Here is a 23,234-nt window from a genome sequence, read left to right as displayed (position 1 = left end):
GCCGCGTTGCACACTGGGATGACTAGGCGGCCTACCGTTCGGAAGGGGCAGGAATGTCCAGCAAGATGTCCAACAAGGTTTATGTCATCGGCGTCGGCATGACGAAGTTCGAGAAGCCGGGCCGCCGCGAGGGGTGGGACTACCCGGATATGGCGCGCGAGTCGGGGACCAACGCGCTGACCGATGCGGGCATCGACTACAGCGAAATCGAGCAGGGCTACGTCGGCTACGTCTACGGCGAGTCGACGGCGGGGCAGCGTGCCCTCTACGAACTCGGCCTGACCGGCATCCCGATCGTCAACGTCAACAACAACTGTTCGACCGGCTCCACCGCGCTGTTCCTGGCCGCGCAGGCGATTCGCGGCGGATTGGCCGACTGCACGATCGCGCTGGGGTTCGAGAAGATGAAGCCCGGATCGCTGGCCACGACCTACGAAGATCGCACCAACCCGATGGACAAGCACGTCCAGGCGATGGCCGAGATCAGCGAGTTCGCCTTTCCGGCGGCGCCGTGGATGTTCGGCGCGGCGGGGCGCGAGCACATGAAGAAGTTCGGCAGCACCGCCGAGCACTTCGCCAAGATCGGCTACAAGAACCACAAGCATTCGGTGAACAACCCGTTCGCACAGTTCCAGGACGAGTACACCCTCGACGACATCCTCGCGGCGAAGATGATCTACGACCCGCTGACCAAGCTGCAGTGCTCGCCGACGTCGGACGGTTCGGGTGCGGCGATCCTGGCCTCGGAGGGATTTGTCGACCGGCATGGACTGGCCGAGCAGGCGGTGGAGATCGTCGGGCAGGCCATGACGACCGACTTCAAGTCCACCTTCGACGGCAGTGCCAAGGGGCTCATCGGCCACGACATGAATGTGCAAGCAGCGCAACGGGTTTACGACCAGTCCGGTCTGGGCCCGGAGGACTTCCAGGTGATCGAGCTGCACGACTGCTTCTCGGCCAACGAGCTGCTGCTCTATGAAGCCCTCGGTTTGTGCGGCGAGGGGGAGGCGGCCAAGCTGATCGACAACGGCGACACCACTTACGGCGGGCGCTGGGTGGTCAACCCGTCCGGCGGCCTGATCTCCAAGGGCCACCCGCTGGGCGCGACCGGGCTGGCGCAGTGCGCCGAGCTCAACTGGCAGCTGCGCGGCCAGGCCGACAAGCGTCAGGTCGACAACGTCAGTGCCGCACTGCAACACAACATCGGGCTGGGCGGGGCAGCGGTCGTCACCGCGTACCAACGGGCCGAGCGCTGAGCACCAAACGGCCGGGGGGAACACTGTGATCGAATGGTCCGACACCGACCTGATGATGCGCGATGCCGTTCGTCAGTTCGTGGACAAGGAAATCCGCCCGCATCTGGACGAACTGGAAACCGGTGCGCTGTCGCCGTATCCGATCGCGCGTAAGTTCTTCAGCCAGTTCGGCCTCGACGCCATGGCCGCCGAGTCGGTCAAGAAGATGCTGGACCGCGAGCGCGCCAAGGCCAACGGTGAACCCAAGGGCGAAAAGCCGGACAGCGCAGATGATTCCGGCGGCCTAGGCCAGCAGTCGATGGTCGCGGTGCTGGTCTCCGAAATCGCGCGGGTCAGCATCGGATTGCTGAGCACCGCGTCGGTCAGCCTCGGCCTGGGCGCGGCGACCATCATGAGCCGCGGCACGCTGGCCCAGAAGGAGCGCTGGCTGCCGGAGCTGATGACGCTGGAAAAGATTGCGGCGTGGGCGATTACCGAGCCGGACTCCGGCTCGGACGCGTTCGGCGGCATGAAGACCTACGTCAAGCGCGACGGCGAGGACTACATCCTCAACGGGCAGAAGACATTCATCACCAACGGGCCCTACGCCGACGTGCTGGTCGTCTACGCGAAACTCGACGAGGGCGACGCTTCCGTGGACAAGCGGAACCGTCCGGTGCTGGTGTTCGTGCTCGACGCGGGGATGGAAGGCCTGACGCAGGGCAAGCCGTTCAAGAAGATGGGCATGATGTCCTCGCCGACCGGCGAATTGTTCTTCGACAACGTGCGGCTGAGCCGGGACCGGCTGCTCGGCGAGAGCGAACAGCATGCCAGCGGTGACGGCCGCGAAAGCGCCCGCGACAATTTCGCCGCCGAACGGATCGGGATCGCGATGATGGCGCTGGGCATCATCGACGAATGTCACCGGCTCTGCGTGGATTACGCGAAGAACCGCACGCTGTGGGGCCGCAACATCGGGCAGTTCCAGCTGATCCAGCTCAAGCTGGCGAAAATGGAGATCGCCCGGATGAACGTGCAGAACATGGTCTTCATGACGATCGAGCGTCAGCAGGCCGGTAAGCCGCTGACGCTGGCCGAGGCCTCGGCCGTCAAGCTGTACTCCTCGGAGACGGCCACCGAGGTCGCGATGGAGGCCGTGCAGTTGTTCGGCGGCAACGGCTACATGGCCGAGTACCGCGTAGAGCAGCTGGCCCGTGACGCGAAGTCGCTGATGATTTACGCCGGCAGCAACGAGGTCCAGGTCACCCACATCGCCAAGGGCCTGCTGGCCGGCTGACTAGCCGATCTTGAGATGTAGTTCGTCGAAGTGCAGGATTCCGCGCGGCCACCCCACCGTGGGTTCGCGCAGCACCGAACACTCGGGGATCCGCCGGTTCCATTCCTCGATGATGAGGCGCAGTTCCAAGCGGGCGAGATGTGAACCCAGGCAGCGGTGCGGTCCACGACCGAACGCGAAGTGGTTGACGCGGGTGTCGTGGATGACGTCGGTGTCCGGGTATCGCTCGGGATCGTGGTTGGCGGTCCCGACTCCGAGCCAGCACTGTGAGCCGGCGGGGATCAGCACTCCTCCCACTTCGACGTCCGCCGTGGTTATCCGTGGCACATGGGGTACCGGGCCGTCGACACGCAGGAGCTCTTCGATGAAGTTCGGAACCGCGCTCTCATCGGCGGCGAGCTTCGCGCGCAGCGACGGGTTGCGCGCCAGTTCGTGGAGTGCGAACCCGGCGGCCGCGGTCACGGTGTCCAGACCGGCGGCGATGAACAGGAAGCACAGCCCGATGATCTCGGGGTCGGTGAGTGCACCTTCGCCGGTGTCGGTCACCAGCAAGGTGAACAGATCGTCGTCTCCGGGAGCCGCGCGTCGTTCGGCGATGCGCTCGGTCAGATAGGTCGTCATCTCGATGCCCAGTGCCATGGTCTCGGGTGACGGCACGCTGTCCTCTGTCGAGAAGTTGAGCAGGGTGTCCTTCCAGGCGAGCAGCTTGTCCAGGTCGGCCAGCGGCAGGCCGAACAGTGTCAAAAACACTTGAGAGGGAAAGGGAATGGCGAGCGCGCCCATGACGTCGCAGGTATCCCCGGACGCCTTGATCGCATCGATGAGGTCAGCTACCTGATTCCGCAATTGCGGGGCCCGCTCGGCCATTCGCCGGGGCCCGAAGAACTTGTCCAGCGTCTTGCGGTAACGGGTGTGCTCGGGCGGATCGGACTGGATCGGTACCAAGGGGAAGGGCATTCCGGCGAATCCGAAGGCCCCTTGCGAAGAGAACAGCTCGGGGGAGGTCGCCGCCAGTTCGACGGCGTCGGCGCTGCTCAGAAAGTAGACACCGGTATCGGACACCGCGACCTTTCCGGCCGCCAGCAGCGCACTCCACGCCGCATTGCGGTCAGTGGCGAAAGGCAACGATTCGAGCTTTGGCAGTGCGGGGCAGCCGATCTGCATGGTCACTCCTCGAGTTGAGCAACGTGCGACTCTCTGGGTAAAAAATCTCCCTCTTGAGACGAAGCTCAGCTACAGTACCATTGGGGGTGTGGTCTATGTCACTTTTTTCGTTTCCGGTCCGAGTCGTTAGTTCGTGCCGTTCATGTCATCCAGCGATATGCCGCGCCTGAGTCCCGCGGCTGACATCAGCGGTGGCCCGGACACCGCGGCGCGGCCGGATGCCCTGCGGGCCCGGCTGATTCGGGCGGCCGACGTTTGGCTGCGTCACCACGGCGTCGATCAACTGTCCATCGAGGCGATTGCCGCGGCCGCCCGCGTTTCGCGCGCCACCGCCTTCCGCAAGCTCGGCGGCCGCGATCAGCTCGTCGTCGCGGTTGCGCTGGCGCGTTCGGATCGCTTCACGCGCGAATGCACGACGGAAATGGCCCGCCAGGTAGGCACCTTCGCCAAGCTCGAGGCGGCGTTTCTCTATCTGGTGCGCGAATTGCCCAACGACCCGATCGTCCGTGAGTTCTTCGCGCTCAAGCCGGCGGGCGACTTCGGTCCCGAAGCGGACGCAATCGCCAACGCCACGCTGGGTCCCGCGATCGAGGCCGGCCGCGCCGCCGGAGAGGTACGCGACGATGTGCCTGTCGACGAAATCGTGCACTGGACCGTCGAGCAGCTCTACTTCGCCGTAATGCAGACCGACCGAAGCCCCGACGCCGTCATCAACCGAGTTCGCACTTACCTGGCGCCGGCGCTCAGCGCTCATCGGACCGACCAGTTCTCCGGCAGCATCCGCTCACGCGTCGAAAGCCTGGACTCCGCACTCGAGCAGGCCCGTGCGGCGCTGTCCGCATTGCAGCAGGCCGCCCGGCCCGCGGTCACTGCCACGCGCTAGGCAGCTAGGCCACGACCCAGATTGCCCGCGCGGCGGGACTGCCCAGGTCGACGGTGGTCTCGGCGTCGTCGGATTCGATCGCGACGGAGATCATGCCGGCGAATTCGCGCCTGGTCACCACCCGCAGTCGCGAGTCGAGGTTGATCCCGACGCTGTCGAAGTACCGCAGCATCTCGGGGTCCTTGTCGGAGATGCGGGCCACCGTCGCGGTTTCGCCCTCTTCGCACGCCCACAGCTCGCGCGCCGGGGGGGTGGGCACCTGGCCGTCGGACGCCGGGATCGGGTCGCCGTGCGGGTCGCGCTGCGGGAATCCGAGTTTGGCGTCGATCCGGTTCACCAGCCGATCCGATACGGCGTGCTCGAGCACCTCGGCCTCGTCGTGCACCTCGTCCCAGCCGTAGCCGAGCTCGTTGACCAGGAAGGTCTCCAGCAGCCGGTGCCGGCGCACCACCCCCAGCGCCGCGCGCCGTCCCGCATCGGTCAGGGTTACCGCCCCGTACTTCGCGTGGTGGACCAGTCCCTGCTCGGCGAGTTTGCGGATCGACTCCGACGCGGTGCTGGCCGACACCCCGATCCGGTCGGCCAGCATCTTGGTGCTGACCTTTTCCACGGACCACTCCTGGGCATTCCAGATGACCTTGAGATAGTCCTGGCCGACCGCGGTGAGACCGCCAGCCTCTTCGTCAGCCCTCACAACCGCAAAGTTTAGGCAATCTAGGTCTCATGTGGCGTGCTGACCGGCACAGTCGGCGTTGATATCGCGAAATGCCCACGCCGGTGCCGCGGAATCGGGATCCTACGGCGCGTCGGGCCAGAGTGCACCGTAGGCTTGCGATCGTGCAGCGGTGGCGCGGCCAAGATGAGATTCCCACTGACTGGGGCCGATGCGTGCTCACGATCGGGGTGTTCGACGGCGTGCACCGCGGTCATGCCGAATTGATTGCGCACGCGGTGAAAGCCGGACGGGCACGCAACGTGCCGACCGTGCTGATGACGTTCGATCCCCACCCGATGGAAGTGGTCTATCCGGGCAGTCACCCGGCGCAGCTGACCACCCTGACCCGACGTGCCGAGCTCGTCGAGGATTTGGGTGTCGACGTGTTCCTGGTGATGCCGTTCACCACGGACTTCATGAAGCTGACGCCGGAGCGCTACGTTCACGAGCTGCTGGTGGAGCACCTACACGTGGTCGAGGTCGTGGTGGGGGAGAACTTCACCTTCGGCAAGAAGGCGCTGGGCACCGTCGACACGCTGCGCAAAGCCGGTGACCGGTTCGGATTCGCGGTGGAGTCGATGTCGCTGCTCTCCGAGCATCACAGCAACGAGAACGTGACGTTCTCGTCCACCTACATCCGATCCTGCGTGGACGCCGGTGACATGGTGGCGGCCACCGAGGCGCTGGGCCGTCCGCACCGCGTGGAGGGCGTCGTGGTCCGCGGTCACGGGCGCGGCGTCGAATTGGGTTACCCCACAGCCAATGTGGCGCCGCCGATGTACTCGGCCATCCCGGCCGACGGCGTGTATGCCGCGTGGTTCACCGTGCTCGGACACGGCCCGGCCACCGGCACCGTGATCCCGGGGGAGCGCTACCAGGCGGCCGTCTCGGTCGGCACCAACCCGACCTTTTCCGGACGCACCCGCACCGTCGAAGCGTTCGTCCTCGATACCACCGCCGACCTGTACGGACAGCTTGTCGCGCTGGACTTCGTCGCCCGCATCCGCGGACAGCAGAAGTTCGATTCGGTGAAGGAGCTGGTCGCCGAGATCGGCGTCGACACCGAGCGGACCCGCACCCTGCTCTCCGACTGAACGGACTTCGGGCGGTTGTCGCCGGCGCCTTCAGCTGAGGTAAACAAGTGCTCACTTGTGCTGCTCAAGCACTTGAGATCGTTTGGTAAGCGATCGCTGTGGAAGCGTGCTGGTTTGACCGCGCATCCCACGATTCGGGGCGGGTGCGGGTTGGCTGCTAAACTTCCGGGCGATATCGGCGTGTGCTGCGGTTCGCGGCGGCCGCGCCTGGACATTGAACCTTCGCGGACCTATTGATGGAGCTATTTCGTGGCGCTTACTGCCGAGCAGAAAAAAGAAATTCTGGGCCAATACGGCCTGCATGACACCGACACCGGATCGCCGGAGGCGCAGATCGCGCTGCTGACCAAGCGGATCGCCGATCTCACCGAGCACCTCAAGGTGCACAAGCACGACCACCACTCGCGGCGCGGCCTGCTGCTGCTGGTGGGTCGCCGGCGCCGCCTGATCAAGTACATCTCGCAGATCGACGTCGAGCGCTACCGCTCGCTGATCGACCGGCTGGGCCTGCGTCGCTGACGCCTGGCCCGCTCCCACGCCTTCCTGGCCGGCCAAGTTCGCCAGTGTAGAGTGAGAGCGTTCTGGGCCTGTTTGGCCCGAACAACTGGTGCGGTGCGCGCAGATCCGTGTGTTCCGTTCCAGCGTGTCACGACGGAAGCAACCCGGTCTGTATCGGGCGGTCTTCGGTAGTGGCAGCCGGGCTCTCCGGATCTGGGGCAGGTCGGCCGCTTCGATCGATGGCCGTAGCCGCATTCAGACTCTAGTTATTCAGGGAAGCTCCGAACCCTCTGCGGGTTGCGTGTGACCACGCGAAAAAGCTGAATAACTCAGAGAGGCTGTACGGACACCTATGTCTGTAGCTCAAATTGATGAAGGCGTGTACGAATCGACCGCCACAATCGACAACGGGACCTTTGGTACCCGCACCATCCGTTTCGAGACCGGCCGGCTGGCCCAGCAGGCCGCCGGTGCCGTCGTCGCCTACCTCGACGACGAGAACATGCTGCTGTCGGCGACCACCGCCAGCAAGGCGCCCAAGGAACACTTCGACTTCTTCCCGTTGACGGTGGACGTCGAGGAGCGGATGTACGCCGCCGGGCGTATCCCCGGTTCGTTCTTCCGTCGCGAGGGCCGGCCCTCCACTGACGCGATCCTGACCTGCCGGCTGATCGACCGCCCGCTGCGGCCGTCGTTCATCTCCGGGCTGCGCAACGAGATTCAGGTCGTCGTGACGATCCTGAGCCTGGACCCCAACGACCTGTACGACGTGCTGGCGATCAACGCCGCGTCGGCGTCCACTCAGATCAGCGGGTTGCCGTTCTCCGGTCCGATCGGGGGCGTGCGGGTCGCGCTGATCGACGGCCAGTGGGTCGCGTTCCCGACCGTCGAGCAGCTCGAGCGGGCCGTGTTCGACATGGTCGTCGCGGGCCGCAAGGTCGAGGGTGACGTCGCGATCATGATGGTCGAGGCCGAGGCCACCGAAAAGGTCATCGAGCTCGTCGAGGGCGGCGCGCAGGCGCCGACGGAAACCGTTGTGGCCGAAGGCCTGGAGGCCGCCAAGCCGTTCATCGCCGCGCTGTGCACCGCTCAGCAGGAGCTGGCCGACGCGGCCGCCAAGCCGGTCGGTGAGTACCCGACGTTCCCGGACTACCAGGAAGACGTCTACTACTCGGTCGCCTCGGTGGCCACCGACGAGCTGGCCAAGGCGCTGACCATCGGCGGCAAGGCCGAGCGCGACGCGCGCACCGACGAGCTCAAGGCCGAGGTGGCCGAGCGGCTCGCCGAGACCTACGAGGGCCGGGAAAAAGAGGTCAGTGCCGCGTTCCGCGCGCTGACCAAGAAGCTGGTCCGCCAGCGCATCCTGACCGACCACTTCCGCATCGACGGCCGCGGCATCACCGACATCCGCGCGTTGTCGGCCGAGGTCGCCGTCGTGCCGCGGGCGCACGGCAGCGCGCTGTTCGAGCGTGGCGAGACCCAGATCCTGGGTGTCACCACGCTGGACATGGTCAAGATGGCCCAGCAGATCGACTCGCTCGGGCCGGAGACCTCCAAGCGGTACATGCACCACTACAACTTCCCGCCGTTCTCCACCGGCGAGACCGGCCGCGTCGGTTCGCCGAAGCGGCGTGAGATCGGGCACGGCGCGCTCGCCGAGCGGGCGCTGATTCCGGTGCTGCCCAGCGTCGAGGAATTCCCCTACGCGATCCGTCAGGTGTCGGAAGCGTTGGGCTCCAACGGTTCGACGTCGATGGGATCGGTCTGCGCGTCCACGCTGGCGCTGCTGAACGCGGGCGTTCCGCTCAAGGCGCCGGTGGCCGGTATCGCGATGGGCCTGGTCTCTGACGACGTCGAGGTCGACGGGAAGACCGAACGCCGTTTCGTCACCCTGACCGACATCCTCGGTGCCGAGGATGCGTTCGGCGACATGGACTTCAAGTGCGCCGGTACCAAGGACTACGTCACCGCGCTGCAGCTGGACACCAAGCTCGACGGCATCCCGTCGCAGGTGCTCGCGGGCGCGCTGGCGCAGGCCAAGGACGCGCGACTGACCATTCTCGAGGTGATGGCCGAGGCCATCGACGCCCCCGACGAGATGAGCCCCTACGCGCCGCGGGTGACCACCATCAAGGTGCCGGTCGACAAGATCGGGGAGGTCATCGGGCCCAAGGGCAAGGTCATCAACGCCATCACCGAGGAGACCGGCGCACAGATCTCCATCGAGGACGACGGCACCGTGTTCGTCGGCGCCACCGACGGTCCTTCGGCGCAGGCCGCGATCGACCGGATCAACGCCATCGCCAACCCGCAGCTGCCCACGGTGGGCGAGCGATTCCTCGGAACCGTGGTCAAGACAACGGATTTCGGTGCCTTCGTTTCGCTGTTGCCCGGCCGCGACGGTCTGGTGCACATCTCCAAGCTCGGTAAGGGCAAGCGCATCGCCAAGGTCGAGGACGTGGTGAACGTCGGCGACAAGCTGCGCGTGGAGATCGCCGACATCGACAAGCGGGGCAAGATCTCGCTGGTCCTGGTCGAGGAAGACGGCGCAGCACCCGCCGATGCCCCTCAGGAGACCGCGCCAGCCGATGCCGCGACAGCCAGCAGCTGACTTACCCGGGGCGCGCCCCGGCCGAGCGGGTGCCCTGCGGCGGGGTAAGCAAGCCGCCGAGGCGCAAGCTGCGCCGCAGGCCACCTTGCGCCGCACCACCTTGCCGGGCGGCCTGCGGGTGGTCAGCGAGTACCTGCCCGCGGTGCGCTCCGCGTCCGTCGGGGTGTGGGTCGGTGTCGGATCGCGCGACGAAGGCGCGACCGTTGCCGGTGCGGCGCACTTCCTCGAGCATCTGCTGTTCAAGTCGACGCCGACCCGTACCGCGGTCGACATCGCCCAGGCGATGGACGCCGTCGGCGGCGAGCTGAACGCGTTCACCGCCAAGGAGCACACCTGCTACTACGCGCACGTGCTCGACAGCGATCTCGAACTGGCCGTCGACCTCGTCGCCGACGTGGTCCTCAACGGCCGCTGCGCCGTCGAGGACGTCGAGCTCGAACGCGACGTCGTCCTCGAGGAGATCGCGATGCGCGATGACGACCCGGAGGACGCGCTGGGGGACATGTTCCTCTCGGCGCTCTTCGGCGATCATCCGGTCGGGCGCCCCGTGATCGGTACCGCGCAATCGGTTTCGGCGATGACGCGGTCGCAGCTGCACTCCTTCCACATGCGGCGCTACACGCCGGAACGGATGGTCGTCGCGGTGGCCGGCAACGTCGACCACGACGAGGTGGTCGGCTTGGTGCGCGAACACTTCGGATCGCGTCTGGTGCGTGGGCGCCAGCCCATTTCGCCGCGCAAGGGCACCGGACGAGTCAACGGCCAACCCGGATTGTCGGTGGCCAAGAGGGACGCCGAGCAGACCCACGTGTTGCTGGGCGTGCGCACCCCCGGACGCAGCTGGGAACATCGCTGGGCGTTGTCGGTGCTGCACACCGCGCTGGGTGGCGGGTTGAGCTCGCGGCTGTTCCAAGAGGTTCGCGAGCTGCGCGGGCTGGCCTACTCGGTCTACTCCTCGGTCGACATGTTCTCCGACAGCGGCGCGCTGTCGGTCTACGCGGCGTGCCTGCCCGAGCGGTTCGCCGACGTGATGCGGGTGACCAGCGAGGTGCTCGAATCGGTGGCCCGCGACGGCATCACCGAGGCGGAATGCCGCATCGCCAAGGGTTCTATGCGTGGCGGGATGGTCCTGGGCCTGGAAGACTCCAGTTCTCGTATGAGTCGCATCGGTCGTAGCGAATTGAACTATGGCAAGCACCGCAGCATCGAGCACACCCTGCGGAAGATCGACGACGTCACCGTCGATCAGGTCAACGCGGTGGCCAGCCAGTTGCTGACCAAGCGCTATGGTGCCGCGGTCCTCGGGCCGTATGCTTCGAAACGATCTCTGCCGCAACAACTTCGGGCGATGGTAAATTAGCCGGATGGTACTGGGTTTTTGGGATATCGCGGTGCCGATCGTGGGCGCCCCGATGTCGGGCGGACCCGGCAGCCCGGCATTGGCGGCCGCGGTGTCCAACGCGGGCGGACTCGGTTTCGTCCCCGCCGGGTACGTGAGCGCGGATCAGTTTGCGCAGGACGTGGCCGCGGCGCGCGCCGCCACCACCGGTCCGCTCGGGGTGAACCTGCTTGTGCCGCAACCCAGTGTCGCCGACTGGGTCGCACTGGACTACTACGCGGAAGCGCTCGAATCGATCGCCGAGCACTACCAGGTTTACGTGGGCCGGCCCGAATTCGGTCACGACGACGACTGGGCGCGCAAGCTCGAAGTCGTCGCCGACCTGCGCCCGGAGCTGGTGTCCTTCACCTACGGAGTGCCGTCGCCCGATGTGATCCGGCGGCTGGGAGCGCTCGGGCTGTTGGTGATGGTCACGGTGACATCGCTTTACGAGGCCGGGGTGGCCGTCGCCGCCGGTGCGGACAGCCTGGTGGTCCAGGGCCCCAATGCCGGGGGAAACCGCGCCACCTTCGCGCCCGACATGGACCCCGGCAGCGAAACACTGCATCAGCTGATCGACCGCATCCATCGCGCGCATCGCGACATCCCGATCATCGCCGCGGGCGGGCTCGGCACCGCCGAGGATGTCGCGGGTGTGCTGCGCAGGGGAGCGGTGGCCGCTCAGGTGGGAACCGCGTTACTGCTCACCGACGAAGCCGGCACCACCACCGGGCAGCGCGTCGCGATGAAGAACCAACTCTTCGCCAAGACCATCGTCACGCGCGCGTTCTCGGGCCGGTATGCGCGCAGTCTGGAGAACGAATTCATTCGTCTGTTCGACAACGTGGCGCCGCTGGGCTATCCCGAGGTCAACCAGATGACGTTGCCGATCCGCGAGGCCGCGGCCGAGCGCGAAGATCCGCAGGGCATGAACCTCTGGGCGGGGACGTCGTTCCGCAACGCACAGCCGGGTCCGGTGGCCGATATCGTCGCGAGTCTCACACCCAACGACTAACGCGCCGTGCCCGAGCTCACCCGCCGGCGGATGTTGCTGGCCGCCATGACGATTCCGGCGCTGGCCGCCTGCGCGACCCTGCACGCCGACCCGGCGCAGGTCGACGACCGCCTGGCCGAGCTGGAGCGTCAATACGACGCGTACATCGCGCTTCTCGCGACGGATCTCGGGTCGGGACGCACCGTGGCACATCGCGACGACGACCCGTTCGCGATGTGCTCGACGTTCAAGGCCTACGCCGCGGCGCGGGTGCTGCAGAAGGTGCAGCGCGGCGAATTGGATTTGCAGCAACGGGTTTTCATCGATCCCGCCGCGCTGCTGCCCAACTCCCCGGTGACCGCGCCGCAGGCCGGTAACACCATGGCACTCGCGCAGCTGTGCGCGGCCGCGTTGCAGCGCAGCGACAACGTCGCCGCCAACCTGCTGTTGGCGCAGATCGGCGGACCGCCGGCGATCACGGACTTCGCCCGCTCGATCGGCGACGAGCGCACGCGGCTCGACCGGTGGGAGATCGAATTGAACACCGCGATCCCCGGCGACCCGCGCGATACCAGCACCCCGCGAGCCCTGGGCATCGGTATCCAAAACCTGTTCACGGGAACGGTTCTCGGCGACGCGCAGCGCAGCCAGTTGGAACAGTGGATGCGCGGCAATGTGACCTCGAGCATGCGGGCCGGTCTGCCGCCGGGGTGGACCACCGCCGACAAGACCGGCAGCGGGGACTACGGCAGCACCAACGACATCGGCATGGTCTACGGGCCGGCCGGGCAGCGCGTGCTGCTGTCGTTGATGACGCGCTCGCAGTCGGCCAATCGGGACGCCGACGCGCTGCGGCCACTCATCGCCGAGGTGACGAAGTCGGTGTTCGGATGGCTGACCGGGCCGGGCTGAGCGTCAGGCCAGCACGCCGGACGGCTCGGTGAACGGCAAGCCGATGTCGGCGGCGACCCGCTGCGACAACAGCGCGCCCTGGTGCGTCGAGAGGCCCTTCGCCAGGGCCGGATCCGACCGGCAGGCGTCTCGCCAGCCGTGGTCGGCGAGCCGGAGCACATACGGCATGGTCGCGTTGGTCAGCGCGTAGGTCGAGGTCTTCGGGACCGCGCTGGGCATGTTGGCCACGCAGTAGAACAGCGCGTCGTGCACCGCGAACGTCGGGTCGTCGTGGGTGGTGGGCCGCGAATCCTCGAAGCACCCGCCCTGGTCGATCGAGATATCCACCAGCACCGCGCCCGGTTTCATCTGTGCGACAAGTGAATTCGTGATCAGTTTCGGCGCCTTGGCGCCGGGCACCAGCACGGCCCCGATCACCAGGTCGGCGCGTTTGACGGCACCCTCGAGCTCGTAGACCGACGAGTGGCGAGTCTGGATGCGCCCGGTGAACTCGGCGTCGAGCAGGCGCAGCTTGTCGATGTTGAGGTCCAGCACCATCACGCTGGCCCCCATGCCGCCGGCGATGCGGGCCGCGTTGTAACCGGCGGTGCCGGCGCCGATGACCACGACGTCGGCGGGCTTGACGCCCGGCACCCCGCCCATCAGCACGCCGCGGCCACCCTGGGTCCGCATCAGGTGATAGGCGCCGACCTGAGCGGACAGCCGGCCGGCGACCTCGCTCATCGGGGCCAGTAACGGCAGCGCCCCATCGGGGGTCTGCACCGTCTCGTAAGCGATCGAGGTTGTGCCGGAAGTCAATAACGCGTCGGTGCAGGCACGCGACGCGGCCAGGTGCAGATAGGTGAACAGGACCTGCCCGGAACGCAGCAAGGCGTACTCCGCGGGCATCGGCTCCTTGACCTTGAGCAGCAGGTCGGCATCGGCCCACACTTGCTCGGCGGAGCTGAGCAGCTGCGCGCCCGCCGCCTTGAACTCCATGTCGGTGATTGCCGAACCGTCTCCGGCGCCGGCCTGGACCAGCACCTCGTGGCCGCGGTGCGTCAGTTCTGCGACGCCGGCCGGGGTGATGGCCACCCTGAATTCGTTGTTTTTGGTCTCGGTTGGAATACCGACTCGCATGCCCCAATTGTGAAGAAGTTTCGGCGAAGTGGCAAACAGGCTGATGTTAATTTCATAACATCGGCTTATGACCGATAAGTCAACGGATATGGCAGGCGGACTGGCTGATGTGCCGAAGGATGTTCGGCCCGCCGACCTTGACGCCGTGGACCGCAAGATTCTGAGCCTGCTGCACGCCGACGCACGCATCACCAACAACGCGCTGGCCGAGGCGGTCGGAATCGCGGCGTCGACGTGTCACGGGCGGGTACGGCGGCTGGTGGACCTCGGCGTGATCCGGGGCTTCTACACCGACATCAACCCGGTGGCGGCGGGAATGCCGCTGCAGGCGATGATCTCGGTGACCCTGCAATCCAACGCGCGCGGCAAGATCCGCAGCTTCATCCACCAGATCCGCGGCCGGCGACAGGTGATGGATGTCTATTTCCTCGCCGGCGCAGACGATTTCATCCTGCACGTCGCCGCCCGCGACACCGAAGACCTGCGTTCGTTCGTGGTGGAGAACCTCAACGCCGACGCCGATGTCGCCGGAACTCAGACCTCCTTGATCTTCGAACATCTCCGTGGAGCAGCCCCGATCTAGCAGGGTCCGCAAGAAACCCAGTACCGGCGGTTTCGCATATTCGTGTCGCAAACTTATACTTGCGATGCCCGATGTTCACCGAGACGACTTTTGTCGGAGTAAACGCGCAGGTAGGGGGCCATATGTTCACCGTCGACGACCAGGCCGCGGGTCCGCACGACACGTCGCTCGACCATGAGCGTCTCGTGCTCGAGGCGCGTGATGTGGCATTCGACTGGGCGAAGCTGCCGGTGCACTACGTGCCCGGCGAGCCGTTCACCACGCACATGCTCGACGTCCTGCACCTGCTGCTGCCCGCGGGTGAGGAGTTCTTCGTCGAGGTGTTCAAGCGAGCACTGCCGTTGATCCAGGACGACCAGCTGCGCCTCGACGTGCAGGGATTCATCGGCCAGGAGGCGGTGCATTCGCGGGCGCACGCGGGCGTGCTCGCCCGGTTCGACGCGCGGGGCATCGACGTGACGCCCTACACCGGCCAGGTCAGGTGGATGTTCGAGAAGGTGCTGGGATCGCGGCCGGGGTGGAGCAAGCGGCGCCAGGATAGTTGGCTGGCCGAGCAGGTCTCGTTCGTCTCCGCGATCGAGCACTACACCGCGATCTTGGGCGAGTGGATTCTGAACACTCCGGCGCACGACGCGATCGGCACCGACCCGGTGATGCTGGACATGCTGCGCTGGCACGGTGCCGAAGAAGTCGAGCACAAGGCGGTGGCCTTCGACACCATGAAGCATCTGCGGGCCGGGTATTGGCGGCGGGTGCGCGCACAGCTGGTGGTCTCGCCGGCGATGTTGCTGCTGTGGATTCGCGGTGTGCGCTACCTGTATTCGGTGGACCCGCTGTTGCCGCCGGGCACCAAGCCGCGCTGGCGCGACTACGTCAAAGCGGCCCGCCGGGGGCTGCTGCCCGGCCCGCTACGATTCCTGCGTGGTATCGCCGATTACTACCGGCCGGGCTTCCACCCCTCGCAACTGGGCGGGCTTGGGCGAGCGGTCGACTATCTGGCCGTCTCTCCTGCAGCAAGGGCATCGCACTGATCCATGACCATCAACTTCGGATTCACCGCATCCAACGGTGTGGCCCTGGCCGTCCATCGCTACACCGAAATCGACCCGGCGCGACCGACCATCCTGGCCATCCACGGCTGGCCCGACAACCACCACGTCTGGGATCCGGTCGCCGAGGAGTTCGCGCAGAACTACGCCGGCCGCTACAACTTCGTCGCCTACGATGTACGCGGGGCGGGCGAATCATCGCGTCCGGCAAAGCAATCCGGGTATGCGTTCGAGCATCTGGTGTCCGATCTCGGCGCGGTGATCGACAGCCTCGGGGTCGAGCGGGTCCACCTGCTGGCCCACGACTGGGGCTCGATTCAGGCCTGGGCGGCCATCACCGACGAATCGGTGATGGACAAGATCGCCTCGTTCACCTCGATCTCGGGCCCGCATCTGCAGTACGCGGGCAGGTTCTTGCGGTCGGCGCGCAACCCGCGGTCGCTGGCCCAGGTGGCGGGGCAGCTGATGGCGTCGACCTACATCGGCTTCTTCCTGTGCCCGGGCGTGCCCGAAGCGGCTTTCCATTCCGGCATCGGCGTGAAAGTCGTTGAAGCCGTGGAACGTATCGGGCGATCGAGCACGCGTAGCCAGCGTCGCGTGACGCCGCGGTCGATCGCCGACTATGTCAACGGGTTGAACCTGTATCGGGCCAACATGCCCTCGCCGATGCTGATGCCGGGACGCGAACTACCCAAGACCAACGTCGCGGTCCAGGTGCTCGTGCCGCGCATGGACCTCTTCGTGACGCCCGCTCTGCAGCGCTTCACCGGCGCCATTCCCGCTGGGGGAAGGGTGGTTTCGATCGAGGGCGGTCACTGGGTGGTGACGTCGCGTCCCGACGTCGTGGCCCGGCTGACCAGTGAGTGGATCGACCGCACCGTCGCCGGCACCCTCACCGCCGGTGAGCCCTCGGTACGGGGCGGCCCGCACGAGATAGGGGGCAAGCTCGCGTTGATCACCGGCGCGGGTGCCGGAATCGGCCGGGCCACCGCCGTGGAACTGGCCCGTCACGGTGCCCGCAAGGTGATCATCGTCGATCGAAACCTGTACGCGGCCAACGAAACCGCGGACGCCGTTCGCGCCGCGTGCGCCGAGGCCGTGGTGTACCAGGCCGACGTCAGCGACGAAAAGGCGATGAACGACCTTGCCGCACAGGTACTCAACGACCACGGTGTGGTCGACATCCTGGTGAACAATGCCGGGATCGGGATGGCGGGCCGGTTCCTGGAGACCAGCCCGGGTAACTGGGAGGACATCATCGGGGTCAACCTGCGCGGTGTGATCTCCGGCAGCCGGGCGTTCGGCGCGCAGATGGTCGAGCGTGGCGAGGGCGGCGCGATCATCAACGTGGCTTCCGCGTCGGCGTACCTGCCGTCGAAGTCCATGGTCGCCTACAGCACCACGAAGGCGGCGGTGCTGGGGTTCAGCGAATCGCTGCGGGCCGACTTCGCCGACGAGGGCATCACCGTCACCGCGGTGTGTCCCGGATTCGTCAACACCGATATCGCCAAAAATACCGTCTACGCCGGGATGTCGGACGACGAGCAGGAACGCGCCCGGGACAAGGCCGACGTGGCCTACCGGCGCCGCAACTACACCCCGGAGGCCGTGGCCCGGGCGATCGTCAAGGCCATCAAGACCGGCCCCGCGGTGTTGCCGGTCGCCGCGGAATCCAGGATCGGCTACGCGATGCGCCGGATCAGCCCGTCGGCGATCCGGCTGCTGGCGCGGTTGGACATTCGGCCGACGTAGGGGATTTGCCTGTGCGGGAAAGCATCTGGACGAGTAGGCCCGCCGACCTCTATGGCCGGCGCGACCGCGACCGCCTCGGCACGGTGCTGTGGGGGATCCGGGTGTTGTTCGACGGGCTCAGTTCGGTGTCGAGGTGGGAGCCCTCGCGGATCAAGCCGGTGCGGCGTACCCAATCCGCCGTCGTCACAAAACGCGAACTCGTCGGACCCGATGTGGTCGCGTTGACGCTGGCCGACCCGGGCGGCGGGTTGCTTCCGCCCTGGACACCCGGCGGGCACATCGATGTGGTGCTGCCGTCGGGGCGGCGACGTCAATACTCGCTGTGCGGTCCGCCCGGGCGGCGCACCGACTACCGCATCGCCGTGCGCCGGATCGCCGACGGCGGAGGCGGTTCGATCGAAATGCACGAGGCGTTCGGTGTGGGCGACACGCTGGTGTTCGAAGGCCCGCGCAACGCCTTCTATCTCGGCGCGGCCGAGCGTGACGTGTTATTCGTGATCGGCGGCATCGGCGTGACGCCCATTCTGCCGATGATCCAGGTGGCCCAGCAGCGCGGAATCAATTGGCGGGCAATCTATGCCGGGCGCAGCCGGGAGTACATGCCGTTGCTCGACGAAGTGGTGGCGGTGGCGCCGGACCGGGTGACGGTGTGGGCCGACGACGAAAACGGCCGGTGTGCTGCCGTCGACGATCTGCTCGCCGGTGCCGGGCCGGCGACGGCCGTCTACGTGTGCGGCCCGGGCCCGATGCTCGAGGTGGTCCGCCTGGCCCGCAACGAACACGCCGAGGCGCCATTGCATTACGAGCGATTCAGCCCGGCGCCCGTCGTCGACGGCACACCGTTCGAGCTGGAGCTGGCGCGGTCGCACCGGGTGCTGCACGTTCCCGCCAACCGCTCGGCGCTGGACGTGATGCGCGATCACGATCCGACCACCCCGTACTCCTGCCAGCAGGGCTTCTGCGGGACGTGCAAGGTCAAAGTGCTTGCCGGACAGGTTGATCACCGCGGGCGCACGGTGGTGGGCGACGATGAGATGCTGGTCTGCATGTCGCGGGCCAAGGCCGCGCGCCTGGTCATCGACGCGTGAGCGCGCTCAGCCTTCGGGCGCCGATTTGCGACGTCGATAGCCCACGTGGGACACACTCACGCCGGGCAGCGGCTCCCAAACCAGAGTCCGGTCTTCAAGCTGAAAGTCATTGTCTTCGTAGAACTGTCGTGCTTCGGCGCTTACCTCGGCGCACCACAAGACCACATCACCCGACGGATTCGAATTCACGGCCTTGTTGAGCAGGCGCACACCGACGCCTAGCCCCTTTGCGTCCGCCGCGGTGTAGAGAGCGTCGATCTTCACGTCATTGGGATTGGCGGCGTCGGGCCCGAAGACCGTCATGCCCAGTAGCTTGCCGCGGGCCTCGGCAACCCACATGCCCCAGCCCGGCTGCATCAACGCTTCCGGGTATTTCACGGTGGCCCACAATTTCGGCGTCGAGATCACGTCGAGCACGTGATCCTCCAGGATTCCGGCCAGGGACTGCCGCCACACCGGGTAGTGCATCGCCGCGACCTTCTCGAAATCGCCTGGCCCGGCCCTGCGGATCTTGACGTCCCTGGATTTCACAGGGCCACTGTAAGGTCAGTCGGCCCGGGAGTGCTCGAGATAGGCGACCAGGGCGTTGATCAGACCTCGCCGGGCCATGTCCAGGTCGGCGTACGAACCCAATTGACGCTCCGACACCAGGCCGCGCATCGCACCCGGGATCAGCGCGGCCACCTCGCGGACCCGGTCCGGATCGACGTCGAGCCCGGCGAACGCGTTCTGGCAGGTCTCCAGCCAGCTCTTGCCCCAGGAGAACAATTCCGCGGCGGTGCGCGGGTAGAGGCGCTCCAGCTCGTCGGGGTCTCGGGGGAGGGCGGCGCGCAGATTTTCGATCGCGCGTGAATCCGGCGACGCCAGACCGCGGTACAGCGTTTCGATGATGGCGCTGACGCGCTCGCGCAGGGGTGCGTTCGGCCGGATCGGTGTCGACAGGGTCGAGAACGTCGACTCGCGCCGCTCCGCGGTGCGGTGCAACACCGCCGCCCAGAACCCGTCGGTATCGCCGAACTGATACTGCACCGCACCCCAGGTGGCGCCGATCTCCTTGGCGATGCGATTGGCCGACACCGAGCCCGGTTCGCCCGAGCCCAGTGATCGCAACGCGGCCTCGAGCATGTTCTCGCGGGTCGCGCTGCCGCGCCGGTTCGGCCGGCGGCCCACGATGCCGGCCTCCGAAACGTGCCTGGTAGCCCGCTGCGCCATCGGCCGATCCTAATCGATGGCTTGCATGCGGCGGCCGAGCAGACTAACTTTTTCATAGAAGGTACTGTGATTGTTGGAGGACAGCTCTGATGGCCAAGCCGCCGTTGTCGATGAAACCGACGGGATGGTTCCAGGTCGCCTGGTCCGAGGAGATCAGCATCGGGGACGTCCACAAGATGAAGTACTTCGACCAGGAAATGGTGGCCTGGCGGGCCGAGTCCGGCCAGCTCACCGTCATGAACGCCTATTGCGAACACCTGGGTGCGCATCTGGGATACGGCGGCAAGGTCGTCGGCGAGGTGTTGCAGTGCCCGTTCCACGGCTGGCAGTGGAGCAACGAGGGCCGCAACGTGCGCATTCCGTATCAGGACCGCCCCAACCGGGGGCGCCGGGTGCGCACCTATCCCGTGGTGGAGCGCAACGAGTCGGTCTACATCTGGCATGACGTCGAGCGTCGCGAGCCTTTCTTCGAAGCCCCGGACGTTTTCGCCGCATTCGGTGACGGCAGCAGCGCCGACGGCTACTACCCGCAGCAGCGGTTGTACCGCGCCGGCCTGGAGCTGCATCCGCAGTACGTGCTGGAAAACGGGGTGGACTTCGCGCACTTCAAATACGTGCACAACACGCCGATCGTGCCGGTCTTCACCCGCCACGACTTCGCCGAGCCCGTGTCCTTCGTGGATTTCACCATCACGTTCGAAGGCGACGACGGGCAGCGGATCGAGGACGTGAACAGCGGCGTCGAGGCCGTCAACGGCGGGCTGGGAATCGCGGTGACCAAGAGTTGGGGCATGATCGACAACCGCACCATCTCCGCGGTCACGCCGGTCGACGAGTGCACCTCCGACGTCCGGTTCATGGTCTACATCGGCCGCGCGCCGCACAAGGATCCGGTCCGCGCCGAGACCAAGGCACAGGAGTTCGGCCGAGAGGTCATCCGGCAGTTCGAGCAGGACATCGAAATCTGGCAGCACCAGCGGTATTCGGATCCGCCCGCGCTGGCCACCGACGAGTACGAAGGGTTCACGGCAATTCGCCAGTGGGCCAAGCAGTTCTATCCCGACGGCATCGGTGGCAGCGCCGCCGAAGTGTCCGCAGCATCCCAGAAAGGCTGAATGCAATGAATGCACCCGCTGGACCGATCCGCGTCTTCCAGGTCGGAAGTGGAAACGTCGGCTCGGAGATGATCAGGCGGATCGCGACCCAGCCCGATCTGGAACTCGTTGGCGTGCATGCGTATTCGTCGGATAAGGTCGGCAAGGACACGGGCGAGTTCGCCGGCGTGGGGCCCAATGGGGTGAAGTTCACCGGGACCATCGAGGAGATCATCGCCGCCAAGCCGGACGTGCTGACGTTCCACGGCGTGTTCCCCGACGAGGATCTCTACGTACAGGTGCTCGAGGCGGGCGTCGATATCGTCACCACCGCCGACTGGATCACCGGGTGGCATCGCGACACGAACCATCCGCACCCGTCCGGCAAGCCGGTGAGCCGGCTGCTGGCCGAGGCGTGTGAGAAGGGCGGCACGACATTCTATGGCACCGGGATGAACCCGGGGCTCAACCAGATCCTCGGCGTGGTGTGCTCGGCCGACGTCGCCGACATCGAAAACGTCACCACGATCGAGTCCGTCGACGTGTCGTGTCACCACTCCAAGGACACCTGGATCGAGGTGGGTTACGGCCTGCCCGTGGATGATCCGTCGATCCCGGCCAAGCTGGAGAAATACACCCGCGTGTTCGCCGACAGCGTGTTGATGATGGCCGATTGCTTCGACGTCGAACTCGACGAGGTCAAGTTCAGCTACGAGTTGGGTGCCTGCACCAAGGACGTCGACCTGGGCTGGTACATCCTGCCCAAGGGTTCCCTGGGCGGCAACTACATCAGGTACCAGGGCATGGTCGACGGGGTGCCCCGGGTGGAGACGCATTTGGAATGGCAGATGACCCCGCACACCGACCCGCACTGGGATATCAAGGGCTGCTACATCACTGCGATCAAGGGCGACCCCTGCGTCTACAACAAGCACATGATCTTCCCCAAGCCCGGCGTCGACCTGAGCAACCCGGACAACTTCGCCTCGATCGGCATGACCGTGACCGGCATGCCCGCCCTCGCCTCGATCAGGTCGGTGGTGGCGGCGCCCCCGGGGCTCATCACCAGTGCGGACCTGCCGCTGCGCGGATTCGCCGGGCGGTTCAAGCTCTAGCCTCGGCCGGCATCGTCGTCACCCGGGAGCCGTTGCAGGTGGTGGTAGTCGTTGGTGCTCGCCGAGGTCGAACTGCGGCGGCGGGATCCACTCGGTGAGCCCGTTCGCCGATTTCCTTGTTCGCCAAAATCGCCCCCAGCCACGGCAAAGGCGCCGCTTGTGGACAAAGGACCAACTGTGGACAAACCCCGCGGAATCGCCCGTCTAGGGTGAAGGCCATGCGGGTAGGAGTGCTGGGAGCCAAGGGCAAGGTCGGGTCGGCGATGGTGGCCGGTGTGCGGGCCGCCGAGGATCTGACATTGTCCGCCGAAGTGGACGCCGGCGATCCGATGAGTCTGCTGACCGAGTCCGACACCGAGGTCGTGATCGACTTCACCCACCCCGATGTGGTGATGGGCAACTTGGAGTTCCTGATCGGCAACGGAATTCACGCCGTGGTCGGTACCACCGGTTTCACCGCCGAGCGGCTGCAACAGGTCGAGACCTGGCTCGCCGACAGCCCGAAAACCTCGGTGCTGATCGCGCCGAACTTCGCGATCGGCGCCGTGCTGTCCATGCATTTCGCGAAGCAGGCCGCGCCGTTCTTCGACTCCGCCGAGGTCGTCGAGCTGCATCACCCGCACAAGGCCGACGCCCCGTCGGGCACCGCGACCCGAACCGCCAAGCTGATCGCCGAATCGCGAAAAGGCTTGCCGGCCAACCCCGATGCCACCAGCACCGGCCTGCCCGGTGCGCGCGGCGCCGACGTCGACGGAATCCCGGTGCACTCGGTGCGGCTGGCCGGGCTGGTCGCTCACCAGGAGGTGCTGTTCGGCACCGAGGGGGAGACGCTGACCATCCGCCACGACAGCCTGGACCGCACGTCGTTCGTGCCGGGCGTGCTGCTGGCGGTGCGCCGAGTAACAGAGCGCCCCGGGCTGACGGTGGGGCTGGAGCCCCTGCTCAACCTGCAATGAGCAGGTTGCTGCGCACGCAATTGCTGATCGCGTTCCTGTGCGCGGCGATGGTGCTGTATTTCGTGCTGCTGGGGCGGTTGGCCATCGCGATGATCGCCTCGGGCCCGGCCGCCGCCGTCGGCCTCGGGCTGGCGGTGTTGATCATGCCGTTAATCGGGCTGTGGGCGATGATCACCACGCTGCGGGCCGGATTCGCGCACCAGAAGCTGGCCCGCCTGATCGCCGAGGACGGGATGGAACTCGATGCCAGCACGTTGCCGCGGCGGCCGTCGGGTCGCATCCGGCGCGATGCGGCCGACGAGCTGTTCGCCACCGTGCGCACCGAAGTGGAAGCCCACCCCGACGATTGGCGGCATTGGTATCGGCTGGCCCGGGCCTACGACTACGCGGGGGATCGCCGCCGCGCGCGCGAAGCCATGAAGACGGCGGTCGAGTTGGAGGGGCGCCCGTGAGCAAGACGCTGCTGATCGTGCACCACACGCCGT

General features: G+C 66.5%; 22 protein-coding genes. 17 read left to right on the top strand and 5 right to left on the bottom strand.

Annotated features, from left to right (window positions below; all coding sequences use genetic code 11):
• Positions 1-65 precede the first annotated feature (65 nt).
• Positions 66-1,256 (top strand): lipid-transfer protein, encoded by a 1,191-nt coding sequence (locus G6N55_RS07495; protein ID WP_085227108.1) that lies wholly within the window; start codon positions 66-68, stop codon positions 1,254-1,256.
• Between the two features lie 25 nt (positions 1,257-1,281).
• Positions 1,282-2,532 (top strand): acyl-CoA dehydrogenase family protein, encoded by a 1,251-nt coding sequence (locus G6N55_RS07490; protein WP_085226549.1) that lies wholly within the window; start codon positions 1,282-1,284, stop codon positions 2,530-2,532.
• On the opposite strand, the gene G6N55_RS07485 is transcribed toward G6N55_RS07490, so the two are convergent.
• Positions 2,533-3,696: a cytochrome P450 gene (locus G6N55_RS07485; RefSeq protein ID WP_085226551.1), complete on the bottom strand. Its 1,164-nt coding sequence runs from the start codon at positions 3,694-3,696 to the stop codon at positions 2,533-2,535.
• Between the two features lie 142 nt (positions 3,697-3,838).
• On the opposite strand from G6N55_RS07485, the gene G6N55_RS07480 reads away from it, so the two are divergent.
• Positions 3,839-4,579: a TetR/AcrR family transcriptional regulator gene (locus G6N55_RS07480; RefSeq protein WP_139827073.1), complete on the top strand. Its 741-nt coding sequence runs from the start codon at positions 3,839-3,841 to the stop codon at positions 4,577-4,579.
• 4 nt (positions 4,580-4,583) lie between these two features.
• Here G6N55_RS07480 and mntR read toward each other — a convergent pair whose 3' ends face one another.
• Entirely contained in the window at positions 4,584-5,273 is a 690-nt protein-coding gene (gene mntR / locus G6N55_RS07475) for a manganese-binding transcriptional regulator MntR (protein WP_085226555.1), read from the bottom strand.
• A 143-nt stretch (positions 5,274-5,416) separates the two neighbouring features.
• Between mntR and G6N55_RS07470 the strand changes: the two genes are divergently transcribed.
• From G6N55_RS07470 to bla, 6 genes are all read left to right on the top strand, one after another.
• Entirely contained in the window at positions 5,417-6,388 is a 972-nt protein-coding gene (locus tag G6N55_RS07470; protein WP_085226557.1) for a bifunctional riboflavin kinase/FAD synthetase, read from the top strand.
• Between the two features lie 249 nt (positions 6,389-6,637).
• Positions 6,638-6,907, top strand: coding sequence for a 30S ribosomal protein S15 (gene rpsO, locus G6N55_RS07465; RefSeq protein ID WP_036468159.1), 270 nt, complete (start codon positions 6,638-6,640; stop codon positions 6,905-6,907).
• Between the two features lie 331 nt (positions 6,908-7,238).
• Positions 7,239-9,497 (top strand): polyribonucleotide nucleotidyltransferase, encoded by a 2,259-nt coding sequence (locus G6N55_RS07460; protein ID WP_085226559.1) that lies wholly within the window; start codon positions 7,239-7,241, stop codon positions 9,495-9,497.
• The gene (locus G6N55_RS07455) at positions 9,475-10,857 is read left to right on the top strand and encodes a M16 family metallopeptidase (RefSeq protein WP_163667222.1); all 1,383 of its coding nucleotides are present in this window, start codon (positions 9,475-9,477) and stop codon (positions 10,855-10,857) included. Before G6N55_RS07460 ends, G6N55_RS07455 begins: the two co-directional genes overlap by 23 nt.
• 4 nt (positions 10,858-10,861) lie before the next feature.
• Complete coding sequence (locus G6N55_RS07450) at positions 10,862-11,890, top strand: nitronate monooxygenase (protein ID WP_085226563.1); 1,029 nt, start codon at positions 10,862-10,864, stop codon at positions 11,888-11,890.
• Between the two features lie 6 nt (positions 11,891-11,896).
• Complete coding sequence (bla, locus tag G6N55_RS07445) at positions 11,897-12,781, top strand: class A beta-lactamase (protein WP_139827075.1); 885 nt, start codon at positions 11,897-11,899, stop codon at positions 12,779-12,781.
• Between the two features lie 3 nt (positions 12,782-12,784).
• On the opposite strand, the gene ald is transcribed toward bla, so the two are convergent.
• Complete coding sequence (ald, locus tag G6N55_RS07440; RefSeq protein ID WP_085226565.1) at positions 12,785-13,900, bottom strand: alanine dehydrogenase; 1,116 nt, start codon at positions 13,898-13,900, stop codon at positions 12,785-12,787.
• 67 nt (positions 13,901-13,967) lie between these two features.
• Between ald and G6N55_RS07435 the strand changes: the two genes are divergently transcribed.
• The 4 genes from G6N55_RS07435 (at position 13,968) to G6N55_RS07420 (ending at position 18,372) form a co-directional block, all read left to right on the top strand.
• Positions 13,968-14,483, top strand: a complete 516-nt coding sequence (locus tag G6N55_RS07435; protein ID WP_085226567.1) for an HTH-type transcriptional regulator AldR — start codon at positions 13,968-13,970, stop codon at positions 14,481-14,483.
• 122 nt (positions 14,484-14,605) lie between these two features.
• Positions 14,606-15,514 carry a metal-dependent hydrolase gene (locus G6N55_RS07430; RefSeq protein ID WP_085226569.1) on the top strand — a complete coding sequence of 303 codons (909 nt, stop codon included), beginning with the start codon at positions 14,606-14,608 and terminating at the stop codon, positions 15,512-15,514.
• Positions 15,515-15,517: 3 nt separating this feature from the next.
• On the top strand, positions 15,518-17,284 hold the full coding sequence (locus G6N55_RS07425; protein WP_085226571.1) for an SDR family oxidoreductase: 1,767 nt from the start codon (positions 15,518-15,520) through the stop codon (positions 17,282-17,284).
• 5 nt (positions 17,285-17,289) lie between these two features.
• Positions 17,290-18,372, top strand: coding sequence for a PDR/VanB family oxidoreductase (locus G6N55_RS07420; protein ID WP_085226573.1), 1,083 nt, complete (start codon positions 17,290-17,292; stop codon positions 18,370-18,372).
• 6 nt (positions 18,373-18,378) lie between these two features.
• Here the strand turns inward: G6N55_RS07420 and G6N55_RS07415 are convergent, their stop codons facing one another.
• Positions 18,379-18,903 (bottom strand): GNAT family N-acetyltransferase, encoded by a 525-nt coding sequence (locus G6N55_RS07415; RefSeq protein WP_232078941.1) that lies wholly within the window; start codon positions 18,901-18,903, stop codon positions 18,379-18,381.
• A 15-nt stretch (positions 18,904-18,918) separates the two neighbouring features.
• Positions 18,919-19,497, bottom strand: coding sequence for a TetR/AcrR family transcriptional regulator (locus G6N55_RS07410; protein ID WP_085227114.1), 579 nt, complete (start codon positions 19,495-19,497; stop codon positions 18,919-18,921).
• A 176-nt stretch (positions 19,498-19,673) separates the two neighbouring features.
• On the opposite strand from G6N55_RS07410, the gene G6N55_RS07405 reads away from it, so the two are divergent.
• The 4 genes from G6N55_RS07405 (at position 19,674) to G6N55_RS07390 (ending at position 23,201) form a co-directional block, all read left to right on the top strand.
• Positions 19,674-20,699: a Rieske 2Fe-2S domain-containing protein gene (locus G6N55_RS07405; RefSeq protein WP_085226575.1), complete on the top strand. Its 1,026-nt coding sequence runs from the start codon at positions 19,674-19,676 to the stop codon at positions 20,697-20,699.
• Between the two features lie 5 nt (positions 20,700-20,704).
• Positions 20,705-21,793, top strand: a complete 1,089-nt coding sequence (locus G6N55_RS07400) for an NAD(P)H-dependent amine dehydrogenase family protein (protein WP_085226577.1) — start codon at positions 20,705-20,707, stop codon at positions 21,791-21,793.
• 218 nt (positions 21,794-22,011) lie between these two features.
• Positions 22,012-22,749, top strand: a complete 738-nt coding sequence (dapB, locus tag G6N55_RS07395; protein ID WP_085226579.1) for a 4-hydroxy-tetrahydrodipicolinate reductase — start codon at positions 22,012-22,014, stop codon at positions 22,747-22,749.
• Positions 22,746-23,201 (top strand): tetratricopeptide repeat protein, encoded by a 456-nt coding sequence (locus G6N55_RS07390; protein ID WP_085226581.1) that lies wholly within the window; start codon positions 22,746-22,748, stop codon positions 23,199-23,201. The genes dapB and G6N55_RS07390 overlap by 4 nt, the downstream gene beginning before the upstream one ends.
• The last annotated feature ends 33 nt before the right edge of the window (positions 23,202-23,234 follow it).

Origin of the sequence: Mycobacterium florentinum (assembly GCF_010730355.1) — a bacterium.
GTDB lineage: Bacteria > Actinomycetota > Actinomycetes > Mycobacteriales > Mycobacteriaceae > Mycobacterium > Mycobacterium florentinum.
Note: the sequence above shows the minus strand (reverse complement) of the source record. Positions and strands in the feature narration are given on the sequence as shown.